Annotated in this window: 16 protein-coding genes and 1 pseudogene; 3 read left to right on the forward strand and 14 right to left on the reverse strand. The window is 63.2% G+C overall.

What is annotated here, in order from left to right; all coding sequences use genetic code 11:
* Nucleotides 1-69: 69 nt before the first annotated feature.
* The 4 genes from O7A70_RS25770 to O7A70_RS25785 all read right to left on the reverse strand — a co-directional run bounded on the left by O7A70_RS25770 (nt 70) and on the right by O7A70_RS25785 (nt 4376).
* On the reverse strand, nt 70-1074 hold the full coding sequence (locus tag O7A70_RS25770) for an ABC transporter substrate-binding protein (RefSeq protein WP_337143005.1): 1005 nt from the start codon (nt 1072-1074) through the stop codon (nt 70-72).
* 171 nt (nt 1075-1245) lie between these two features.
* On the reverse strand, nt 1246-2028 hold the full coding sequence (dapB, locus tag O7A70_RS25775; protein WP_337142900.1) for a 4-hydroxy-tetrahydrodipicolinate reductase: 783 nt from the start codon (nt 2026-2028) through the stop codon (nt 1246-1248).
* An 8-nt stretch (nt 2029-2036) separates the two neighbouring features.
* A complete protein-coding gene (locus O7A70_RS25780) occupies nt 2037-4130 on the reverse strand; it encodes an ATP-dependent helicase (protein ID WP_337142901.1) in 2094 nt (697 codons plus the stop codon).
* A gap of 72 nt (nt 4131-4202) precedes the next feature.
* Nucleotides 4203-4376: a hypothetical protein gene (locus O7A70_RS25785; protein ID WP_015318449.1), complete on the reverse strand. Its 174-nt coding sequence runs from the start codon at nt 4374-4376 to the stop codon at nt 4203-4205.
* Between the two features lie 109 nt (nt 4377-4485).
* Between O7A70_RS25785 and O7A70_RS25790 the strand changes: the two genes are divergently transcribed.
* Nucleotides 4486-4626, forward strand: a complete 141-nt coding sequence (locus O7A70_RS25790) for a hypothetical protein (protein ID WP_337142902.1) — start codon at nt 4486-4488, stop codon at nt 4624-4626.
* Between the two features lie 319 nt (nt 4627-4945).
* On the opposite strand, the gene O7A70_RS25795 is transcribed toward O7A70_RS25790, so the two are convergent.
* The 3 genes and pseudogenes from O7A70_RS25795 to O7A70_RS25805 form a co-directional block, all read right to left on the reverse strand.
* Nucleotides 4946-6106 carry a M20 aminoacylase family protein gene (locus O7A70_RS25795; RefSeq protein ID WP_337142903.1) on the reverse strand — a complete coding sequence of 387 codons (1161 nt, stop codon included), beginning with the start codon at nt 6104-6106 and terminating at the stop codon, nt 4946-4948.
* Nucleotides 6099-6287 (reverse strand): annotated as a pseudogene (locus O7A70_RS25800) (Zn-dependent hydrolase); the annotation flags it as partial. The pseudogene O7A70_RS25800 and the gene O7A70_RS25795, both read right to left, overlap by 8 nt.
* Before the next feature lie 26 nt (nt 6288-6313).
* Complete coding sequence (locus tag O7A70_RS25805) at nt 6314-7522, reverse strand: diaminopropionate ammonia-lyase (protein WP_337142904.1); 1209 nt, start codon at nt 7520-7522, stop codon at nt 6314-6316.
* 107 nt (nt 7523-7629) lie between these two features.
* Between O7A70_RS25805 and O7A70_RS25810 the strand changes: the two genes are divergently transcribed.
* Nucleotides 7630-8109 (forward strand): Lrp/AsnC family transcriptional regulator, encoded by a 480-nt coding sequence (locus tag O7A70_RS25810; RefSeq protein ID WP_337142905.1) that lies wholly within the window; start codon nt 7630-7632, stop codon nt 8107-8109.
* A 62-nt stretch (nt 8110-8171) separates the two neighbouring features.
* Nucleotides 8172-9314 (forward strand): flavin-containing monooxygenase, encoded by a 1143-nt coding sequence (locus O7A70_RS25815; RefSeq protein WP_337142906.1) that lies wholly within the window; start codon nt 8172-8174, stop codon nt 9312-9314.
* Between the two features lie 15 nt (nt 9315-9329).
* On the opposite strand, the gene speB is transcribed toward O7A70_RS25815, so the two are convergent.
* The 7 genes from speB to O7A70_RS25850 all read right to left on the reverse strand — a co-directional run bounded on the left by speB (nt 9330) and on the right by O7A70_RS25850 (nt 17242).
* Nucleotides 9330-10139, reverse strand: coding sequence for an agmatinase (gene speB / locus O7A70_RS25820; RefSeq protein WP_337142907.1), 810 nt, complete (start codon nt 10137-10139; stop codon nt 9330-9332).
* A 110-nt stretch (nt 10140-10249) separates the two neighbouring features.
* Nucleotides 10250-12370 (reverse strand): molybdopterin oxidoreductase family protein, encoded by a 2121-nt coding sequence (locus O7A70_RS25825; protein WP_337142908.1) that lies wholly within the window; start codon nt 12368-12370, stop codon nt 10250-10252.
* A gap of 245 nt (nt 12371-12615) precedes the next feature.
* The gene (locus tag O7A70_RS25830) at nt 12616-14493 is read right to left on the reverse strand and encodes an ABC-F family ATP-binding cassette domain-containing protein (protein WP_337142909.1); all 1878 of its coding nucleotides are present in this window, start codon (nt 14491-14493) and stop codon (nt 12616-12618) included.
* Nucleotides 14494-14629: 136 nt separating this feature from the next.
* Complete coding sequence (locus O7A70_RS25835; protein WP_084636740.1) at nt 14630-15082, reverse strand: MucR family transcriptional regulator; 453 nt, start codon at nt 15080-15082, stop codon at nt 14630-14632.
* A gap of 161 nt (nt 15083-15243) precedes the next feature.
* The gene (locus O7A70_RS25840) at nt 15244-15447 is read right to left on the reverse strand and encodes a hypothetical protein (RefSeq protein ID WP_027144508.1); all 204 of its coding nucleotides are present in this window, start codon (nt 15445-15447) and stop codon (nt 15244-15246) included.
* Nucleotides 15440-16363, reverse strand: a complete 924-nt coding sequence (locus O7A70_RS25845) for a DMT family transporter (RefSeq protein ID WP_337143006.1) — start codon at nt 16361-16363, stop codon at nt 15440-15442. Before O7A70_RS25845 ends, O7A70_RS25840 begins: the two co-directional genes overlap by 8 nt.
* A 45-nt stretch (nt 16364-16408) precedes the next feature.
* Nucleotides 16409-17242 carry a hypothetical protein gene (locus tag O7A70_RS25850; RefSeq protein WP_337142910.1) on the reverse strand — a complete coding sequence of 278 codons (834 nt, stop codon included), beginning with the start codon at nt 17240-17242 and terminating at the stop codon, nt 16409-16411.
* Nucleotides 17243-17276 lie beyond the last annotated feature (34 nt).

Here is a 17276-nt window from a genome sequence, read left to right on the forward strand (position 1 = left end):
GCCAGGGCCGCTGGACATGAAAACCAGACGATTGCCGGCACGATGCGGTGCATCGCGCCGGCAGACGGGTTACTTCGCGTTCTTGACGAATTCCGTCGTGTAGGTCTTCGACAGGTCGATCTGCTTGCCTTGCAGTTCCTTCTTGAAGGCCGACAGCACAGTCAGCACCGTCTCGGGGCCACCCTCGGGCATTATGCCATCGGCGGTGAACATCGCCTTGCCGGCATTGAGGGCCTTCACATAACCTTCCTTGTCGCCGACATAGTAGTCCTTCGGCATCTTGTCGGCGATTTCAGCGCCGCTATGGCTATTGATGAATTTCTGTGTCTTGACGAACGCATTGGCCAGCTTCTGCACCACATCCTTGTGGGCCTCGACCCAATCTGTCTGCATGTAAAGAGAGGCGGCCGGGTATGTGCCGCCGAGCGCGGCTTTGGTGCCTTCTATCGTACGCATGTCGATAAGGACTTTGGCTTCACCCGTCTTGAGCAGCCGGGTGATGGTCGGCTCGGTCGTCATACCCGCTTGGATCTTGTCCTGTTGCATCGCGGCAATGAACGTATCGCCGGCGCCGACGGGGATTGAGGTGAATTCACCCAGCTTCAGGCCATTCTTCACGGCAAGGTATTCGGTCAGGAAGTTTGTCGACGAGCCGAGGCCGGTGACACCAAGATTCATGCCCTTGAAATCGGCCGGCGACTTGATTTCGGGATGCTTCGTCGAAACCAGTTCGACCTCGCCGGGCGCCTGGCTAAACTGGACAACGGACTCGACGAATTTGCCTTTGGCCTGAAGGTCGATGCAATGATCGTAGAAGCCGACAACGCCTTGCACGGCTCCAGCCAGCATCTCGTTTTCGGCATCGACGCCGGCCGGTTCGTTCAGCAACTCGACGTCGAGGCCCTCGTCCTTGAAGTAGCCCAGGGCTTCGGTGAGCTTGGCGGGCAGATAGATCTGCTTTTCATAGCCACCCACCATGATGGAAATCTTTTCGTCGGCCGCCGATGCCACTGTGGCGCCCGTGGCGGTGATGGCAAGCGTCAAGGCGGCGGTGCGCAAGGCACACTTCGAGATGAAACCGGTCACAAAACTTCCTCCATTTGGGCGACGCGCTATGAAGCCGCGCCGCATTCCTCCCTCGCCGACCGTCGTGGGCCGGACATGCGGTGACACCGCAAAACTGTCATGGCATGCCCAAGCTTTCAGCTGGCTTTCAACCGCGAGGCAAAAAATTGGTTCGCAGCGTCACGCCCGAGCGCTCATCCCCAACACGTCGCGCATGTCGTACTCGCCGGGAGCGCGGCCCGCCACCCAGAGTGCCGCGGCGATGGCGCCCCGCGCGAACATGATGCGGTCGCCACCCGCATGCGACACGGTGACGGTTTCGCCCTCGGCGCAGAAGCTGACGCTGTGCTCGCCGATGATGCTGCCGCCGCGCGCCACCGCGAAGCCGATCTCGCCCGCCGGCCGCGTGCCGGTGACGCCATCGCGGACGCGCCTGGCAACCGCGTCCAGTTCGACGCCGCGTCCGCCGGCAACGGCTTGCCCCAGCATCAGCGCCGTGCCCGATGGAGCGTCGACCTTGTGGCGATGATGCGCCTCGAAAATCTCGGCATCCCAGTCTTGCGGGCCAAGCGCCCGCGCTGCCCGCCCGACCAATCCGACCAACATGTTGAGCCCGAGCGAGAAGCTTCCGGACCGCACAATGGCGACGGTTTTCGCGGCGGCGGCGATGGTGGCCAGTTCGGCGGCATCGAAACCCGTCGAGCCAATTACCAGCGCTGGTCCACCGCGCTCCGCACAGAAGCTGGCCAGGTCGGCGGAGGCGGCCGGCGTGGTGAAGTCGATGACAACATCGGCCACGGCAAGCGCCTCGTCGCGGCTCACCAGCCCATCACCGACACTGCCCGGGCGGTGAAAGCGGGCGGCAAGCGCCAGGCGCGCATCGGCCCGCACCGCATCCGCCATCTGGCGTCCCATGCGGCCGAGCGCGCCTGATATGGCGATCCTGATCGGCGGCTGCGACATGGCCTCGGCTATTTCCACATGCCGCGCATGCGGGCGCCGATGTCGACGCGCACCTCCGGCCGAGGCCCCCTGCCCTGCGCCGCTTGCGCGGCCGGCCACGAAAGCTGCTGGAACGCGGCAAGAATGGAGGCCGGGATGAAACGGGTGCGCGAGGCATAGAGATGACGGTCGCCGCGCGCCGCCTGGCCGTGCGGAAAGAAGCGCTGCGGCATGACCAGGTTGAGGCTGTCCTTGGCTCGTGTCATCGCCACGTAGAGCAGCCGGCGCTCTTCCTCGATGTCCTCCTTGGTGCCGACGCCGAGATCGGCCGGAATGCAGCCATCGACCGTGTTGAGCACGAAGACGTTCTTCCACTCCTGGCCCTTGGCCGAGTGGATGGTGGACAGGATCAGATAGTCCTCGTCGCGATGCGGCGGCCCGGCCTGATCGCTGGTCGCGTCCGGCGGATCGAGCGTCAGCTCGGTCAGGAAGCGTTCGCGCGAGGCATAGCCCGAGCCGATCTGCTCGAGCTGCAACAGGTCCGCCCGGCGCGTGATCGCATCCTCGTGGATGCGTTCCAGATGCGGTTCGTACCACAGCCTGACCTGTTCGAGGTCGGCTGGCCATTTGGCGCCAGCTCGCAAGCCGGAATAAAGCGAGACAAAACCCGGCCAATCGTCGGCGGCGCGCTGCGGCGGACGCCAGCCGGCCAGGCCCATCGCCTCGTCCAACGCCGACGTCATCGCTTCGACGATTTGCGCGGCGGCGGAAGGGCCTATGCCCGGCAAAAGCTGCAGCACGCGAAACCCGGCGACACGGTCACGTGGGTTTTCGGCGAAGCGCAGTACCGCCAGCACGTCCTTGACGTGGGCTGCGTCGAGGAATTTCAGGCCACCGAATTTGACGTAGGGAATGTTGCGCCGCGTGAGTTCGATTTCCAGCGGTCCGCTGTGGTGCGAGGCACGAAACAGCACCGCCTGCGACTTCAGCGCGGTGCCAGCCTCGCGCTCCGCCAGGATGGTGTCGCAGACGAAATTGGCCTGCTCGACTTCGTCACGCACGGTCACAAGTCTTGGCTTGTCGGCGGATTTGCGTTCCGACCACAGGTTCTTGGTGAAGCGCTCCGAAGCTTCGCCGATGACCGCATTGGCGGCCGCCAGAATGGTCTCGGTCGAGCGGTAATTGCGCTCCAGCATCACCACATCGGCGGTCTGGGCGAACTGCCTGGGGAAGTCGAGGATGTTGCGCACTTCGGCGGCGCGGAACGAATAGATCGACTGTGCGTCGTCACCGACCACCGTCAGGCCGGCGCCGTCGGGTTTCAGCGCAAGCAGAATCGACGCCTGCAGCCGATTGGTATCCTGGTATTCGTCGACCAACACATGGTCGAAACGCCCGCCAAGATGCGCTGCGATTTCAGGCTCGGCGGTCATCTGCGCCCAGTAGAGCAGCAGATCGTCGTAATCGAGCACGTTCTGCGCCTGCTTGGCCTCGACATAGCCGGCAAACAGCTGCTTGAGCTGCTCGGCCCAGCCGGCGCACCAGGGGAAAGCAGACCCCAGCACCTCACCGAGCGGCACCTGCGCGTTGACGGCGCGCGAATAGATGGCAAGGCAGGTGCCTTTGGTCGGAAAGCGCGCTTCCGTCCTGGAGAAGCCGAGTTCGTGGCGCACGAGATTCATCAGATCGGCGGAATCCTCGCGATCATGGATGGTGAAGGCCGGATCGAGGCCGATCTCCAGTGCATAATCGCGCAGCAGCCGCGCACCGATGCCATGAAAAGTGCCGGCCCAGGTCAGCGCATCCGTGATCACGGCGGCATCGCGGCCTAGCACCTCGCCGGCGATGCGCTCGACGCGCCTGGCCATTTCGGATGCGGCGCGCCGCGAAAACGTCATCAGCAGGATGCGGCGCGGGTCGGCTCCCTTGACGATCAGATGGGCGACGCGGTGCGCCAGGGTGTTGGTCTTGCCGGAGCCGGCGCCGGCGATGACCAGCAGCGGGCCTGCAATCTTGCCGTCGCCATGTTCGACGGCCTGGCGTTGGGCGTCGTTTAGCCGGGCGAGATAGGCCGGCTGGACGGTCGAGTCCAAAAAGGTCGAATCATGGGCAGCGAGGTTCATCGCCCATCAAGCATCGTTTCCGCTTTGTTCGCAACAGGGAAGCAGCTCCGCCAATTCGGCGGAACGAGAGGGTCAGCGTTTCGGGTCAACGCCCATCGACGCCGATTGCCGGCGCAATGCCTCGCGGTCGTTCGCGGGCGCCGGCAGCAAGAGAGGATCGACACTGTCGGGTACCTCATCGATCATCTTGCGGGCGAGACGGTAAGTAACAAAGGCCAACGTGCCAACCAGGAGCAAACGGATCATGCGGCGGTCCTCCTTCGCTGGGTCAACCTGAGGCAGCGGATTTTGTTCCCTCGGTGCCATCGCGCAACCAAACCGACACCGCGTCGTTTTGGGGGTGGAGGAAGTAGCGATGAAAAAGCTGGTACTGATCCTCGCGCTGGTGGCCTTGGCTCTCTCGGCTTGCGACAACAAACTGCCGCCGACTAAGGCGACTGGAGCGGACCAAGACCTCGCAATTCCTGTCGTGAACAATGGCATTGCCGGCCAGTGAATGGTGCCCTGCGCCAGACGATTACGGCATCGCCCTCAGGCATTGCCGTGATGCATTCCTCGAGGCGATCGAGGCGGAACTTGGCGGTTCGTGGCCCGCCAAGCGCGAGCATTCTAAATTTAACGAAAGCTAATTTAGCGCAGGGAAGAAGGCCGGCGCCGCTTGGGAGGTAATCTGATAGCGCCGGCCAGGCGGATATCAGGTCCGCCGCGCCAGGTAGGCTAGCTGAGTCTTGCCGTTGCGTCATGCGAGATCAGGGATTTCAACCTTTCCCGGGCGTTTTTCCCCCCGTAAAGTGCCGCGAAAAGCCCACGGAGGTTCAAGTCCCAAGCCGCTGCCTGGCAATGGCGACATGGAAATTGACGCCGAACAACAGCCCGTCATCGTTGAAGTCGTAGCTGGAATTGTGAAGCGGTGACGAGGCTTCGCCGTTGCCGAGGAAGACGAAGCAGCCCGGCACGTGGTCGAGGAAGCGGGCGAAATCCTCCGACGCCGTCATCGGCTCGCGGGCGACCGCGATATTGCCGGGCTCGAAAACGGTCCCGGCGGCTGCGAAGGCCGCATCGACCAGTTCGGCATCGTTTCGCAAAGGCACGAATTCCCTGGTGTAGTTGACCTCGGCGCTGACATTGTAGGCGGCAGCGATACCTTCGGCGACAATGCGCATCTGGCGTTCGATTTCGGCGCTGACCTCGGGGCGGAAACTGCGCGCGTCGCCAAGGATGCGGGCAAGGCCCGGCAGTGCGTTGCGGGTGCCGTCGGTGATCAGTTCGGTCACCGAAACCACGGAAATGTCGGCCGGGCTCAGCCGTCGGGAGACGATGGTCTGCAGGTTGGTGACCAGCGCACAGGCGGCAACCAGCGTTTCCTGACCCGAATGCGGCCGAGCAGCGTGGCCGCCCAATCCCCTGAGGACGATCTCGAAAATATCCTCGGCCGACATGACCGGACCGGCGCGGGTTTCGAAATGCCCGACGGGCAGGCCCGGCATGTTGTGCAGGCCGAATATCTCGTCGAAGGGAAAGCGCTGCATCAGGCCATCGTCGAGCATCGCCAACGCGCCTTTTCCCCATTCCTCCGCCGGCTGGAAGATGAAGCGCACGGTGCCGTCGAAACCGCCCTCCCCAGCCAGAAGCTTGGCCGCACCCAGCAGCATCGCCGTGTGGCCGTCATGGCCGCAGGCATGCATGAGACCGGGATTGCCGGAGCGGTATGGCGCGGTCGATTGCTCCGATATGCGCAGCGCATCCATGTCGGCCCGCAGCGCGATGGCACGGTTGCCGCTGCCACGCTTCAAAGTGCCGACGACGCCGGTGCCGCCGACACCCTCGGCGACATCGTCCAGGCCGAATTCGCGCAGCTTGGCCGCGACGAAGGCCGCCGTGCGCTTCTCCTCGAAGCCGAATTCGGGATGCGCGTGCAGATCGCGCCGCCATCCGGTCATCTCCAGCTTCAGCGCATCGCGATCGATTTCAGCCATTGCCTGATATCTCCTGATCAGCAAGGCGGGTGACGACATCAAGCAGAATGTTGGCGCCGGCGACAAGCTCGGCATCGGCGGTATGTTCGCGCGGATTGTGGCTGATGCCGCCGGCGCTCGGCATGAAAATCATCGCCGCGGGCGCAAGGCGCGGCATCATCTGCGCGTCGCGGATGCGGCCAAGCAGTCTTTGTGCGTCAAGCGAGGTCATGGCTTTGCTTCAGAAAACACCTTGCCGGCAAGCACATCCTCCGGATTCATGCCGACGAGTTCGGCATAGCGGCAAGGATCGGTCGCGCCTTCGGTGTTGACGACCAGCACGCGCGAAGTGGCGTCGAGGCCAAGCTCGGCCTTGTGATCGGCCATCGCGCGGATCAGCCCGGCAAGACCGACCCCGCCGCTTTCACCGGCGACGATGGCCGGATCGTTTCCGGCCGGGCGTGCCAGCCGACGCATGACCGCGACGGCGTCGTCCTCGTCGACGGTCATGAAGGCATCGGCGGCGCGTGCCAGCACCCGCCAGGCGACCGGCGACGCCTCGTAGCATTCGAGCATCGCCATGACCGTCGCCTCGCCATGCGCGATCTTGACCGGATGCCCCGCCTTGGCGGCGCCGAAGACGCAGGCGGCACGGGCGGGTTCGACCACCGTGAAAACCGGTCTGGCTTCGCCGAGCACGATGGCGAGATGGCCGGCGATCGCGGCCGCGATGCCGCCGACGCCGGCCTGCACGAAGACATGGGTCGGCGGTTCGGAGAGCTCGCGCAGCGCCTCGCGCACGATCGCCGTGTAACCCTGCATGACAAGGCCCGGAATGCGTTCGTAGCCCGGCCATGAGGTATCGGAAACCACCGTCCAGCCTTTCTCCGCGGCGATGCGCGCCGCCTGCCTGATCGAATCGTCGTAATTGCCGTCGACGCGGATCATCTCGGCCCCATAGCGGGCGATGGCCGCGACGCGCTCGTCGCTGACGCCGGCATGGACAAAGATCACCGCCTTGGCACCGACGAGCTCGGCGCCTTGCGCGACGGAGCGGCCATGATTGCCGTCGGTGGCGCATGCAACCGTCATGGTCGCTGCAACCGACCGGACTTCGGGCCGATCGAGATCGCCGACATCGACGGGGCGGCCGAGCCGCTTGCTGGCCTCTTCCAGGACCAGGCGGAAGACCGCATAGGCGCCGCCCAACGCCTTGAAGCTGCCGAGGCCGAGACGAAAGCCCTCATCCTTGACATGCAAGGCAGCGAGACCGAGTTCGCCAGCCAGCGCCGGTAGCGCGTGCAGCGGCGTCGTCAGATGATTGTCGCGGCGGGCAAGGAAACGCTCGACCGTGTCCGCCCCGCCGATGCCGAGGATTTCGGCATCGGCCGCGTCCAGCGGTCGGGCATGCAAGGCGTTTCGATTGGGCAGGAACATTGACGGTCTCTCCTCGGCGTCGTCTGAGAGAAGATATTGCAGGACATGCGCAAAAGGCGCTGTAATTCGGCACCTAGAATGCAAGTTTCTTTCGTCAGGATGCGCCAGTGCCTCAGCCGCCACCCTCACTCGACAGCTTCGATCTTGCTATCCTTGCCATTTTGCAGCGGGACAACACGACGCCGCAGCGGCTGATCGGCGAGGCGGTGAACCTGTCGGCACCGGCGGTGCAGCGCCGCATCAAGCGCATGGAGCAGACCGGTGTCATCGCCGGCAATGTCGCCATTGTGGAGCCGGCGGCCCTCGGTCAGCCCATCACCATCTTCGTCGAGGTCGAGTTGGAAAGCGAACGCACCGAACTGATCGATGCGGCCAAGCGGCAATTCTCGGCGGAGCCGCAAGTGCAGCAATGCTATTATGTCACCGGCGAAAGCGACTTCATCCTCATCATCACCGTGGCCGACATGGGCGCCTACGAGGCGCTGACGCGAAAACTGTTCTTCGGCAGCAACAATGTGCGGAAGTTCCGCACCTTCGTCGCCATGGACCGCGTCAAGGTCGGATTGACGGTGCCCTTGCCTGGATGAGCCGGTGGCACCCTTGCCACGTTTCTGACATTCTGGATCGCGAATTGGCGGTGGAGGCGCGCATGGACGAAACCACGAAAGTCGCGATCATCGGTGCCGGACCGGCGGGCCTGGCGGTTGCTGCCTGTCTGCGGCAAGCCGGGCTGGATTTCGTCATGCTCGAAAAGGAGCAGCAGGCGGCGCCAGCCTGGCGGCGTCACTACGACCGCGTGCACCTGCATACGACCAAGCGTTACTCCTCGCTGCCCTTCGTCGCCTTCCCCAAGGACTATCCGCGCTATGTGCCGCGCCATCTCATGGTCGAGTATCTCGAAGCCTATGCAAAGCGTTTCGACGTCGAGCCCCGCTTCGGAGAAACGGTGCGGGCGGTCGCCCGGGAGGGCCGCGGCTGGCGGGTGGAATCGACGTCCGGCGCCTTACGCGCTTCGCATGTGGTGATCGCGTCCGGCTACAATGCCGAGCCCTTGCTGCCCAAATTCGCCGGCATCGACACCTTCAAGGGCAAGACGCTGCACAGCGCCGACTATCGCAACGCCACGCCTTTTGCCGGCCAATCGGTGCTGGTCGTCGGCATGGGCAACACCGGTGCGGAGATTGCGCTCGATCTGGCGGAAGCCGGCGCCCGGCCGACGATCTCGGTGCGTGGCGGCGTTCACATCGTGCCGCGCGAACTGTTCGGCGTGCCGATCCAGATGGTCGGCATGGCGACGCGGCTCGGGCCGCAGCGCATCAACGACGCCCTGTTCCCCGTCATCCTCGATCTGGTGCTGGGCAGGCTGGAGAAGTTTGGGCTCAGACGGCCGAAGCAGGGACTGCTGCAGCAGATCGCGCTTGCATCGCGCATTCCGGTGATCGATGTCGGCACCATCGGCAAGATCCGCGAAGGCGCGATCAAGGTGGCGCCCGACATCGCTGAAATCTCGGAACGCGGTGCGCGTTTTGCGGACGGCAGGAACAGCGAATTCGACGCCATCCTCTTCGCCACCGGCTATCGGCCGGGCTATGCCAGGTTCCTCGAACCCGGCATCGAGCCGGGGCCTAGCGGCGTCAATGCCCGCGCTTCGGATCTCGGCCTCTATCTGGTCGGCTTTCACAACGCGGTCACCGGGCTGCTGCGCGAAATCGGCTTCGAAGCCCAGGCGGTCGCCGACGACATCCGCCAGCGGCAAAACAGGAAAAAGGCGACTGAGACCCTGCCGGTGTGAAATTCGGCCGCGCTGTCAATCCGCCGCTGATGATGTCCTGAGCATCATGCCGGCGATCTCCTTCGTCAGTTTGGCGGCGACAAGCGCCGTCACATTGGAGAGGTCCTGGCTCGGATTGTATTCAACGATATCAGCAGCAACGATCGGCTGGTTGATGCCTTGAATCAGGTTGATGGCTTGCCGTGTCGACAGCCCCCCAGGCTCACGATGGGAGACGCCGGGCGCAAAAGCAGGATCGAGCCCGTCGAGATCCATCGAGATATAGACGGGCGTCTTGAGATCAAGCGACAGGCTTTCGCTGAAATGCGCAGCCTCCACGACCTCTACGCCAAAGCGCTTGAACTGATCGCGGTGATGGTCGTTCACGGTGCGCAGGCCGATCTGGATCAGGCGGTCGGCAAGCCGCTCCTCCATGATCCGCGCGAAAGGCAATGTGTGCGAACGCGGATTGTCACCGTAGGCATGATAGATGTCGGGGTGGGCATCGATGTGAACGATCGTCAGGCTTGGATGGCGACGGCGCACCGCACGCAGCACCGGCCAGGAGATGGCGTGATCGCCGCCCAGGCTGATCAGGGGATGGCCTGCGTCCAGTGCGCGGTCGACTTCGCTTTCGATCCGCTGCCAGGGATCGCCCGGTTGGGCGAAGTCGATGTCGCCATGATCGACGAAACGGCCGGTCAGGTCGAAGCCGGTCTCGCTCCATGAGGAGTAAGCATCGCTGATGAGTTCGCGCCTGATGAGCGGTGGCGCCTTGGCAGCCCCCTGGAGATAGGACGAATTCTCGTCATGCGGTATTCCCAGAAGCGAAATCGCGCCGGCCATCGACACTCTCCCATTTGCGACGGACGACTGCCTCTATAGAGACGGGAGTTGGCGTTCGCGACTGCTGGTGCTTGGGCCAGAGGTGGAATCGGGAACGGAAATCAGCAGCGCTAGGCGCCCAGGTCTTCCGCCTTGCGCAGCCACACCTTATTGTCGTGGAAGGCAGCGCCGCCGTAAGGGGCGGGCGCATCGGCTCCCGTCAGCACGTTGATGCCTTCGCCGCGCTCATGCGCGCTGTTCGGCCAGATGCCTTCGGCGATCACGACACCGCGCTTGATACCGTCGAACAATCTGGCGTGCAGCACCACCTCGCCGCGCATGTTGCCGATCTCGACACGGTCGCCGTCGGCAAGATCGAGAGCCGCCGCATCGTCGGGATGCAGCAGGAGTTCCGGGCGGCCCTCCTTGGCCTTCGACACCGGTGTTTCGGAAAAGGTCGAGTTGAGGAAGTTGCGCGCCGGCGAGGTCGCTAGCCGGAACGGATGCGCTTCGTCGGCCACCTCGATCAGGTCGACATGATCGGGAAATTCAGGCAGTCGCGCCACCGGGCCGAACAAGCCCATGCTCTTCGGCGGCCGGTTGGGAGCCGCCTGCCCGGTCCAGTCGGCGCGGAAGCGGAATTTTCCGTCTGCGTGACCAAAGCCCCGGATGAAATGCGCCGTGTCGAAATCCGGCTGCAGGTCGATCCACTTCTCGTCCTTCAAGGAGTCGAAGCTGCCCAGCCCGCGCTTGCCAAGAATGATGTCGATATGCTGCTGTTCGGTGAGGCCGAAGCCCGGCCTGTCGGCGACACCGAGGCGCTCGGCCAGTTGCTCGATGACGAAATGGTTGGTGCGCGGCCCTTCCGGCGGCTCGATCAGTTTTGGGCCGAGCGTGATGTGCTGGTTGCCGCCGCCCTTGTAGATGTCGTCGTGCTCGACGAACATCGTCGCCGGCAGCACGACATCGGCCAGCTTGGCAGTGTCGGTCATGAACTGCTCGTGCACGCAGGTGAACAAATCGTCGCGCAGGAAACCCTGTTTCACCAGCCGCTGCTCGGGCGCGACATTCACCGGATTGGTGTTCTGGATCAGCATCGCCGCCACCGGCGGTCCGCCATAAAGCGCGTCGCTGGCGCCGGTCAGCACCGGGCCGATACGCGAATGGTCGAGATAGCGGATCGAGGGATCGCGCATCCTCGTGCCTTCGAGCACATCCTGGTTGAGTTTGAAGATGCCGGAATTGGAATGGAAAGCGCCGCCGCCCTCATACTGCCAGGCGCCGGTGACGGCGGCGATGCAGGACGCCGCATGCATGTTGACGGCGCCGTTGCGCTGGCGCGCAAAGCCATAGCCGAGGCGGAAATATGTTTTCCTGGTCGTGCCGACCAATCGCGCGAAGGCCTCGATCTCGGCAACGCCAAGGCCAGTGATGGCAGAGGCCCATTCCGGCGAGCGCGTCTTCAGGTGCGCTTCCAGTCCTTTGGGATCGTCGGTGTATTTTTTGAGATAGGCGCGGTCGGCCAGGCCTTCCCTGAACAGGACATGCATGACAGCACAAGCCAGCGCGCCATCGGTGCCGGGCTTCAGGACCAGGCCCATATCGGCCTGTTTCATGGTCGCGTTTTCATAGACGTCGACGACGACGATTTTCGCGCCACGTTCCTTGCGCGCCTTGATGGCGTGGGTCATGACATTGACTTGCGTCACCACCGCATTGGTGCCCCAGATCACGACGCAATCGGATTTGGCCATCTCGCGCGGGTCCGGTCCGCGCAAGGCGCCTGCCCCCATCATCCAGCCGGTCCATGCGAGATTGGTGCAGATCGAGCCGAAGAAGCCCGAGTACTTTTTCGCATGCCGCAGCCGGTCGATGCCGTCGCGCTGCACCAGCCCCATCGTGCCTGCGTAATAGTAAGGCCAGACCGTCTCCGAGCCATACTTCTCCTCGGCCGAGATGAACTTTTCGGCGACGAGGTCGAGTGCGGCCTCCCAGCTTGATTCCTGCCAGACGCCCTCTCCCTTGGCACCCTTGCGCACCAGCGGCTTCAGCAGACGGTCGGGATGATGGACGCGGTCGGCATAGCGGGCAACCTTGGCGCAGACGACGCCCGACGTATAGCTGTTGGCCTTGGCGCCATGGACACGCCCGATGCGGTTGCCATCGAGCAGTTCGACCTCGAGCGCGCAGGTCGACGGACAATCATGCGGACAGGCCGAATGGCCGATGCGGAGGTTCGCGTGCTGGTTCATGGGGGCAAACTAGCCGTTTATAACTGCCACGTGTAGGGCCAGATGGTGCCTTCCCTTCTCCCCTTGTGGGGCCGGAAGGGCGGGCGAGGCCCGTGACTCGCCCAGGGCGGTGGATCGGCGCGCAGCGCCGAGACGGTTGAGGGGTGTTCCAGCGGAATGAGACGCTGGCGTTCCCTGGAACATCCCTCATCCGTCACCTTCGGCGACACCTTCTCCCACAAGGGGAGAAGGAAGAATCGCTCTCGCTACTCCGCCGTGCCTTCCTCATACTCGGCCGACATGGTCAGCCACTTTTCCTCATGGCCGGCAAGCGTCTGCGCAAGCTGCGAGCGTTCCTTGGCGAGCCTCGTCGCCGTCGACGGATCCTTTTCGTAGACCGCCGGGTTGGCGAGTTCGTCCTCGATGCCGTCGATGCGCTTGCGGATGCGGTCCATCAGCGCCTCGGTGGCGCGGATTTCCTTGGCCAACGGTTCGAAAGCGGCGCGGCGCGCGGCCGCATCGCGGCGGCGGTCGGCTTTTGACGCCTTGTCGGCCTCGCGCTTGCCGCGACGGTCGCCGGAGATGCCGGTGACCAGCGTCTTGTAGTCCTCCAGGTCGCCGTCATACGGATTGACCGCGCCGTCCTTCACCAGCCACAGCCGGTCGGCGGTCGCCTCGAGCAGATGGCGGTCGTGCGAGATCAGGATGACGGCGCCGGGAAATTCGTTGAGCGCATGAATCAGCGATTCGCGGCTGTCGATGTCGAGATGGTTGGTCGGCTCGTCGAGGATGAACAGGTTCGGCCCCTCGAAAGCCGACAGGCCCATCAACAGCCGCGCCTTCTCGCCGCCGGACAGGTCCTTGGCGGGGGTGTTCATTTTCTCGGTCGTGAGGCCGAATTGGGCGACACGGCCGCGCACTTTCGATTCCGGCGCCTCCGGCATCATCCGGCGGACATGCTCATAGGCGTTTTCCTCAGGGCGCAGATCATCAAGCTGATGCTGGGCAAAGATCGCCACCTTCAGCCCTGGCGCCACCGTCATGGTGCCGGTCTCCTGCTTCAGACGGCCCGACAGCAGCTTGGCAAACGTCGACTTGCCATTGCCATTGGCGCCAAGCAGCGCGATGCGGTCGTCGGCGTCGATGCGCAGCGTCATCTTCTTCAGGATCGGCTGGCCCTCGGTATAGCCGACATTGACGTTGTTCAGCGCAACGATCGGCGAAGCCACCGTCTTCACAGGTTCGGGGAAAGAGAACGGACGCACCGTGTCATTGACGATGGCCGAGATCGGCTTCATCTTTTCCAGCGCCTTGATGCGCGACTGTGCCTGTCTTGCCTTGGAGGCCTTTGCGCGAAAACGCTCGACGAAGGATTCCATGTGCTTGCGGGCGGCTTCCTGCTTGACCCTGCCCTTTTCCTGCAATTCCTTCTGCTCGGTGTACTGGCGCTCGAACTGGTCGTAGCCGCCGCGCCAGAACGTCAGCTTCTTCTGGTCGAGGTGAACGATCGAATTGACGGCACGATTGAGCAGATCGCGGTCGTGCGAAATCAGAAGCACGGTGTGCGGATACTTTGAAACGTAGTTCTCAAGCCACAGCGTGCCTTCGAGGTCGAGATAGTTGGTCGGCTCGTCGAGCAGCAGGAGATCCGGCTCGGAAAACAGCACGGCGGCCAACGCCACGCGCATACGCCAGCCTCCGGAGAAGGACGAGGCCGGACGGCGCTGCGCGGCGTCGTCGAAGCCGAGGCCGGCGAGGATGGTGGCCGCGCGCGACTCGGCCGAATGGGCGTCGATATCGGCAAGCCGCATATGGATGTCGGCGATACGGTGTGGATCGGTGGCGGTCTTTTCTTCTTCGAGCAACGCCGTGCGCTCGATATCGGCCTTGAGCACGATCTCTATCAGCGGGTCCTCGGTGCCAGGTGCTTCCTGCGCCACCTGGCCGATGCGCGTATTCTTAGGCAGGCTGATCGAGCCGGTCTCGGAGGGAAAATCGCCTGTTATAGCCTTGAACAGCGTCGTCTTGCCGGTGCCGTTGCGGCCGACAAGACCGGCCTTGGTGCCGGCCGGCAAGGTGAGCGAGGCGTGGTCGAGAAGCAAGCGCCCCGCCATGCGGAGCGAGAGGTCATTGATGATAAGCATGGCCGCGCTTTTGCACTGGACATCAACGCTTCGCAAGACCTTGCGGGCCAGTTGGCCGCACAAGGCCTGGAAACGGCGCAGATAATGCGCCGCCAGAGCAGCTGATCAGTGGCCTGCCATCCCGGCCAGCAAGGCCTCAGGCAGTGGCCTTGCCACGCTTTGTCGCCTTGGCCACGACTGCCGGCGCAGCGGCCGGCTTGCGGCCAAGTCCCGTCGATTTCGCCAGCGCCGACCGGGTCGCCGAGTAATTCGGGGCGACCATCGGATAATCCGGCGGCAAACCCCATTTGGCCCGATAGTCGTCCGGGCTCAAACCGTAGTCTGTCCTGAGGTGTCGCTTGAGCGACTTGAACTTCTTGCCGTCCTCCAGGCAGATGATGTAGTCGGGAAACACCGACTTTTTCGGATTTACAGCCGGAACCAGGCTCGGGCTTTCCACGACGGCCGCGCCAGCCAGCTTTCGGACCGAGGCGCTGACGCTGGCAATCAGGTCAGGCAGGCCAGAAGCCGGAAGCGGATTGTTGCCTACATAGGCCGAGACAATATCGGCGGTTAGCTCGATAACGGTCTTATCCTCGATATTTGACAATTCTTTCACCTTATTTGTGACAAAGTCATCTACCCCAGTGAAGACTTTTGTCGATGTATCTCTTTAACCGCGTCCCCCGACGGACCGCCAAGTCCCAAAACGAATCAAGACTTGGCATCAACTACCTTTATGGGAAATCGACGTCGCGCAAATTAGAAAATCTAATACTTCGAAGCGACAGACTTGGTTGTCCGACCATCCGCCAATATCTCAAGAATACGCTTCCAGCGGGCACAACGCCCGAAATCCTTCTGCTCAATCGCCTTTTCAGCCTTCATCGCGGCATAAAGTGGTGCCTCCGCGCCGAATTCCTTGATGAGCCAGTGCGCTTCCTGCCTGGCGAGACGTTCATTGTCATCAAACATAGTCTTGCGCCTCCGTACGCTCCAGGCCGACCGCGACACAACTGCCGATCACGAGGACGGCTCCGGCAATGGCGGTCGTCGTCAGCCGTTCACCGGACAAGGTCAGCAGCAGCGTCGAGGCAATCGGCGTGAGATAGGCGACGACAGCGACCTTGCCGCTGCCTCCGAGCTTCAATGCGTGCGACCAGAAGTAATAACCCAGCCCCATCGGCCCGGCGCCGAGATAGAGCCCGAGGGCCAGATCCATCCCGGTGGGCCAGGCGACGCCTTCGCGAGCGGACCAGATGAGTGTCAACGCGACGCCAACCAGCGACGAGGGCAACAACAGGCGGTCCGGCGAATTGGCGAGCCGTCCCACCATCACCGAATAGAAAGCCATGCACAGCGCAGACCCGAATGCGGCCAGATAGCCGGCGAGATCACCCTGGAACCAGGTGCGGTCACGTCCTCCCGAAATCACCAACGCGACGCCGACGAACCCAAGGGCCGCGGCAAGGCCCAGCAAAGCCGGACGCCGGGGATTGTCGAAGGCGATCACCGCCGCGGCAACCATCAAGGGCCAGGTGTAGGCCACGAGATTGGCTTCTATCACCGGCATCAAGGCAAAGGAGATATATTGCAGCACCATGGTGCCGACCAGACCGATAAAGCCAACCGCGAGCGGCGCCAGCGCGGTGCTCGACGTGACTGCCGCGGCTTTCTCGCGGCTCATCAACCGGATGACCGCGAACACCAGTGCGGCCCCTACAAATTGCAGGAATTGCACTTGCGACACCGGGTGACTGGCCAGCAGGGATTTGCCGACCAGCGCATTTGTCGACCACAACGCCACCGCGCCGGTGGCGAAGACCATCGCGGATACCGAGCCTGATCGATGCCGAGAGAACCGGCAAGGGCTATCCCTGTGTTCGACCATGATCCTGTCCGAAAACCGGTTTCCACTTTTCAGGGTCATGGGTCGTTACCATGATTCCCTGGCTCCGCCCGGAACCGGCGCTTCGGCAGGGGTGGGCGTCGGATGTTCCGCCTCGAACCGGCGATAGGCCGGCAGTTGGTTGGTCCACACGTCGTCGGCCAGTTCGTTGACCCACCCGCGGTCGTGATCGTTGTCGGCGGCAAGATAGAACATCCTGTTGTCGTCGACATAGGGCTTGGCCACAGAGCGCTGGTTGAGCACCAAGGTGACGCGCTCGCCGAACTGGATCGGCGCAGTGCGATGCAGGACGCCGAGGAACTGCCCGAGCGTGGCGTAGTTCATCTTGTGATCGATGCGCATGATGCGGTTGCGCGGAATCTCGCGGCCGGATTCGAGAATGGCGCGGCCGGTCTCGGAATCGTCGCAATAGATTTCGAGCTGGCCGCCGACCAGCGGATCGCTGATCGACAGCGGAATGAGCTCGGTGACCGGAACGCCGTCGCAATGCCATTCGACGGCGCCATCCCTGGGGTTCATGAAGGTGACGGTCGAACCGACGATCGACAGCGGATAGGGCTCCAGCTTCGTGCCCATCATGTCGGAGAGCCGCTCCAGGCGCAACTTGTCGTTCAGCAACTCCTTGATTTCGGGGATGAAACGATCGGCGCCGGTGATGAAGGTCAGGTCGAGGTGCTTGTGCACGGCATGACTGGCCTTGAGCTTCAGGGCGGCCTCCTCGATCGCGGCAAGCAGTGCCGGATCATAGCCATGCAGATACTGCGCAACGCCGAAGCGCGACACTTTCCAGGCGGTTTCGTGACCGATAATGGCCTCGCGGCTCATCGCATAGCGCAATTCGGGTATCGTATGTGCGTTCATTGTACTTCTCCAAGTGGGGGCAAACACTTGGTTA

This window comes from Mesorhizobium sp. Cs1299R1N1, from assembly GCF_037179655.1.
Lineage (GTDB): Bacteria > Pseudomonadota > Alphaproteobacteria > Rhizobiales > Rhizobiaceae > Mesorhizobium > Mesorhizobium salmacidum.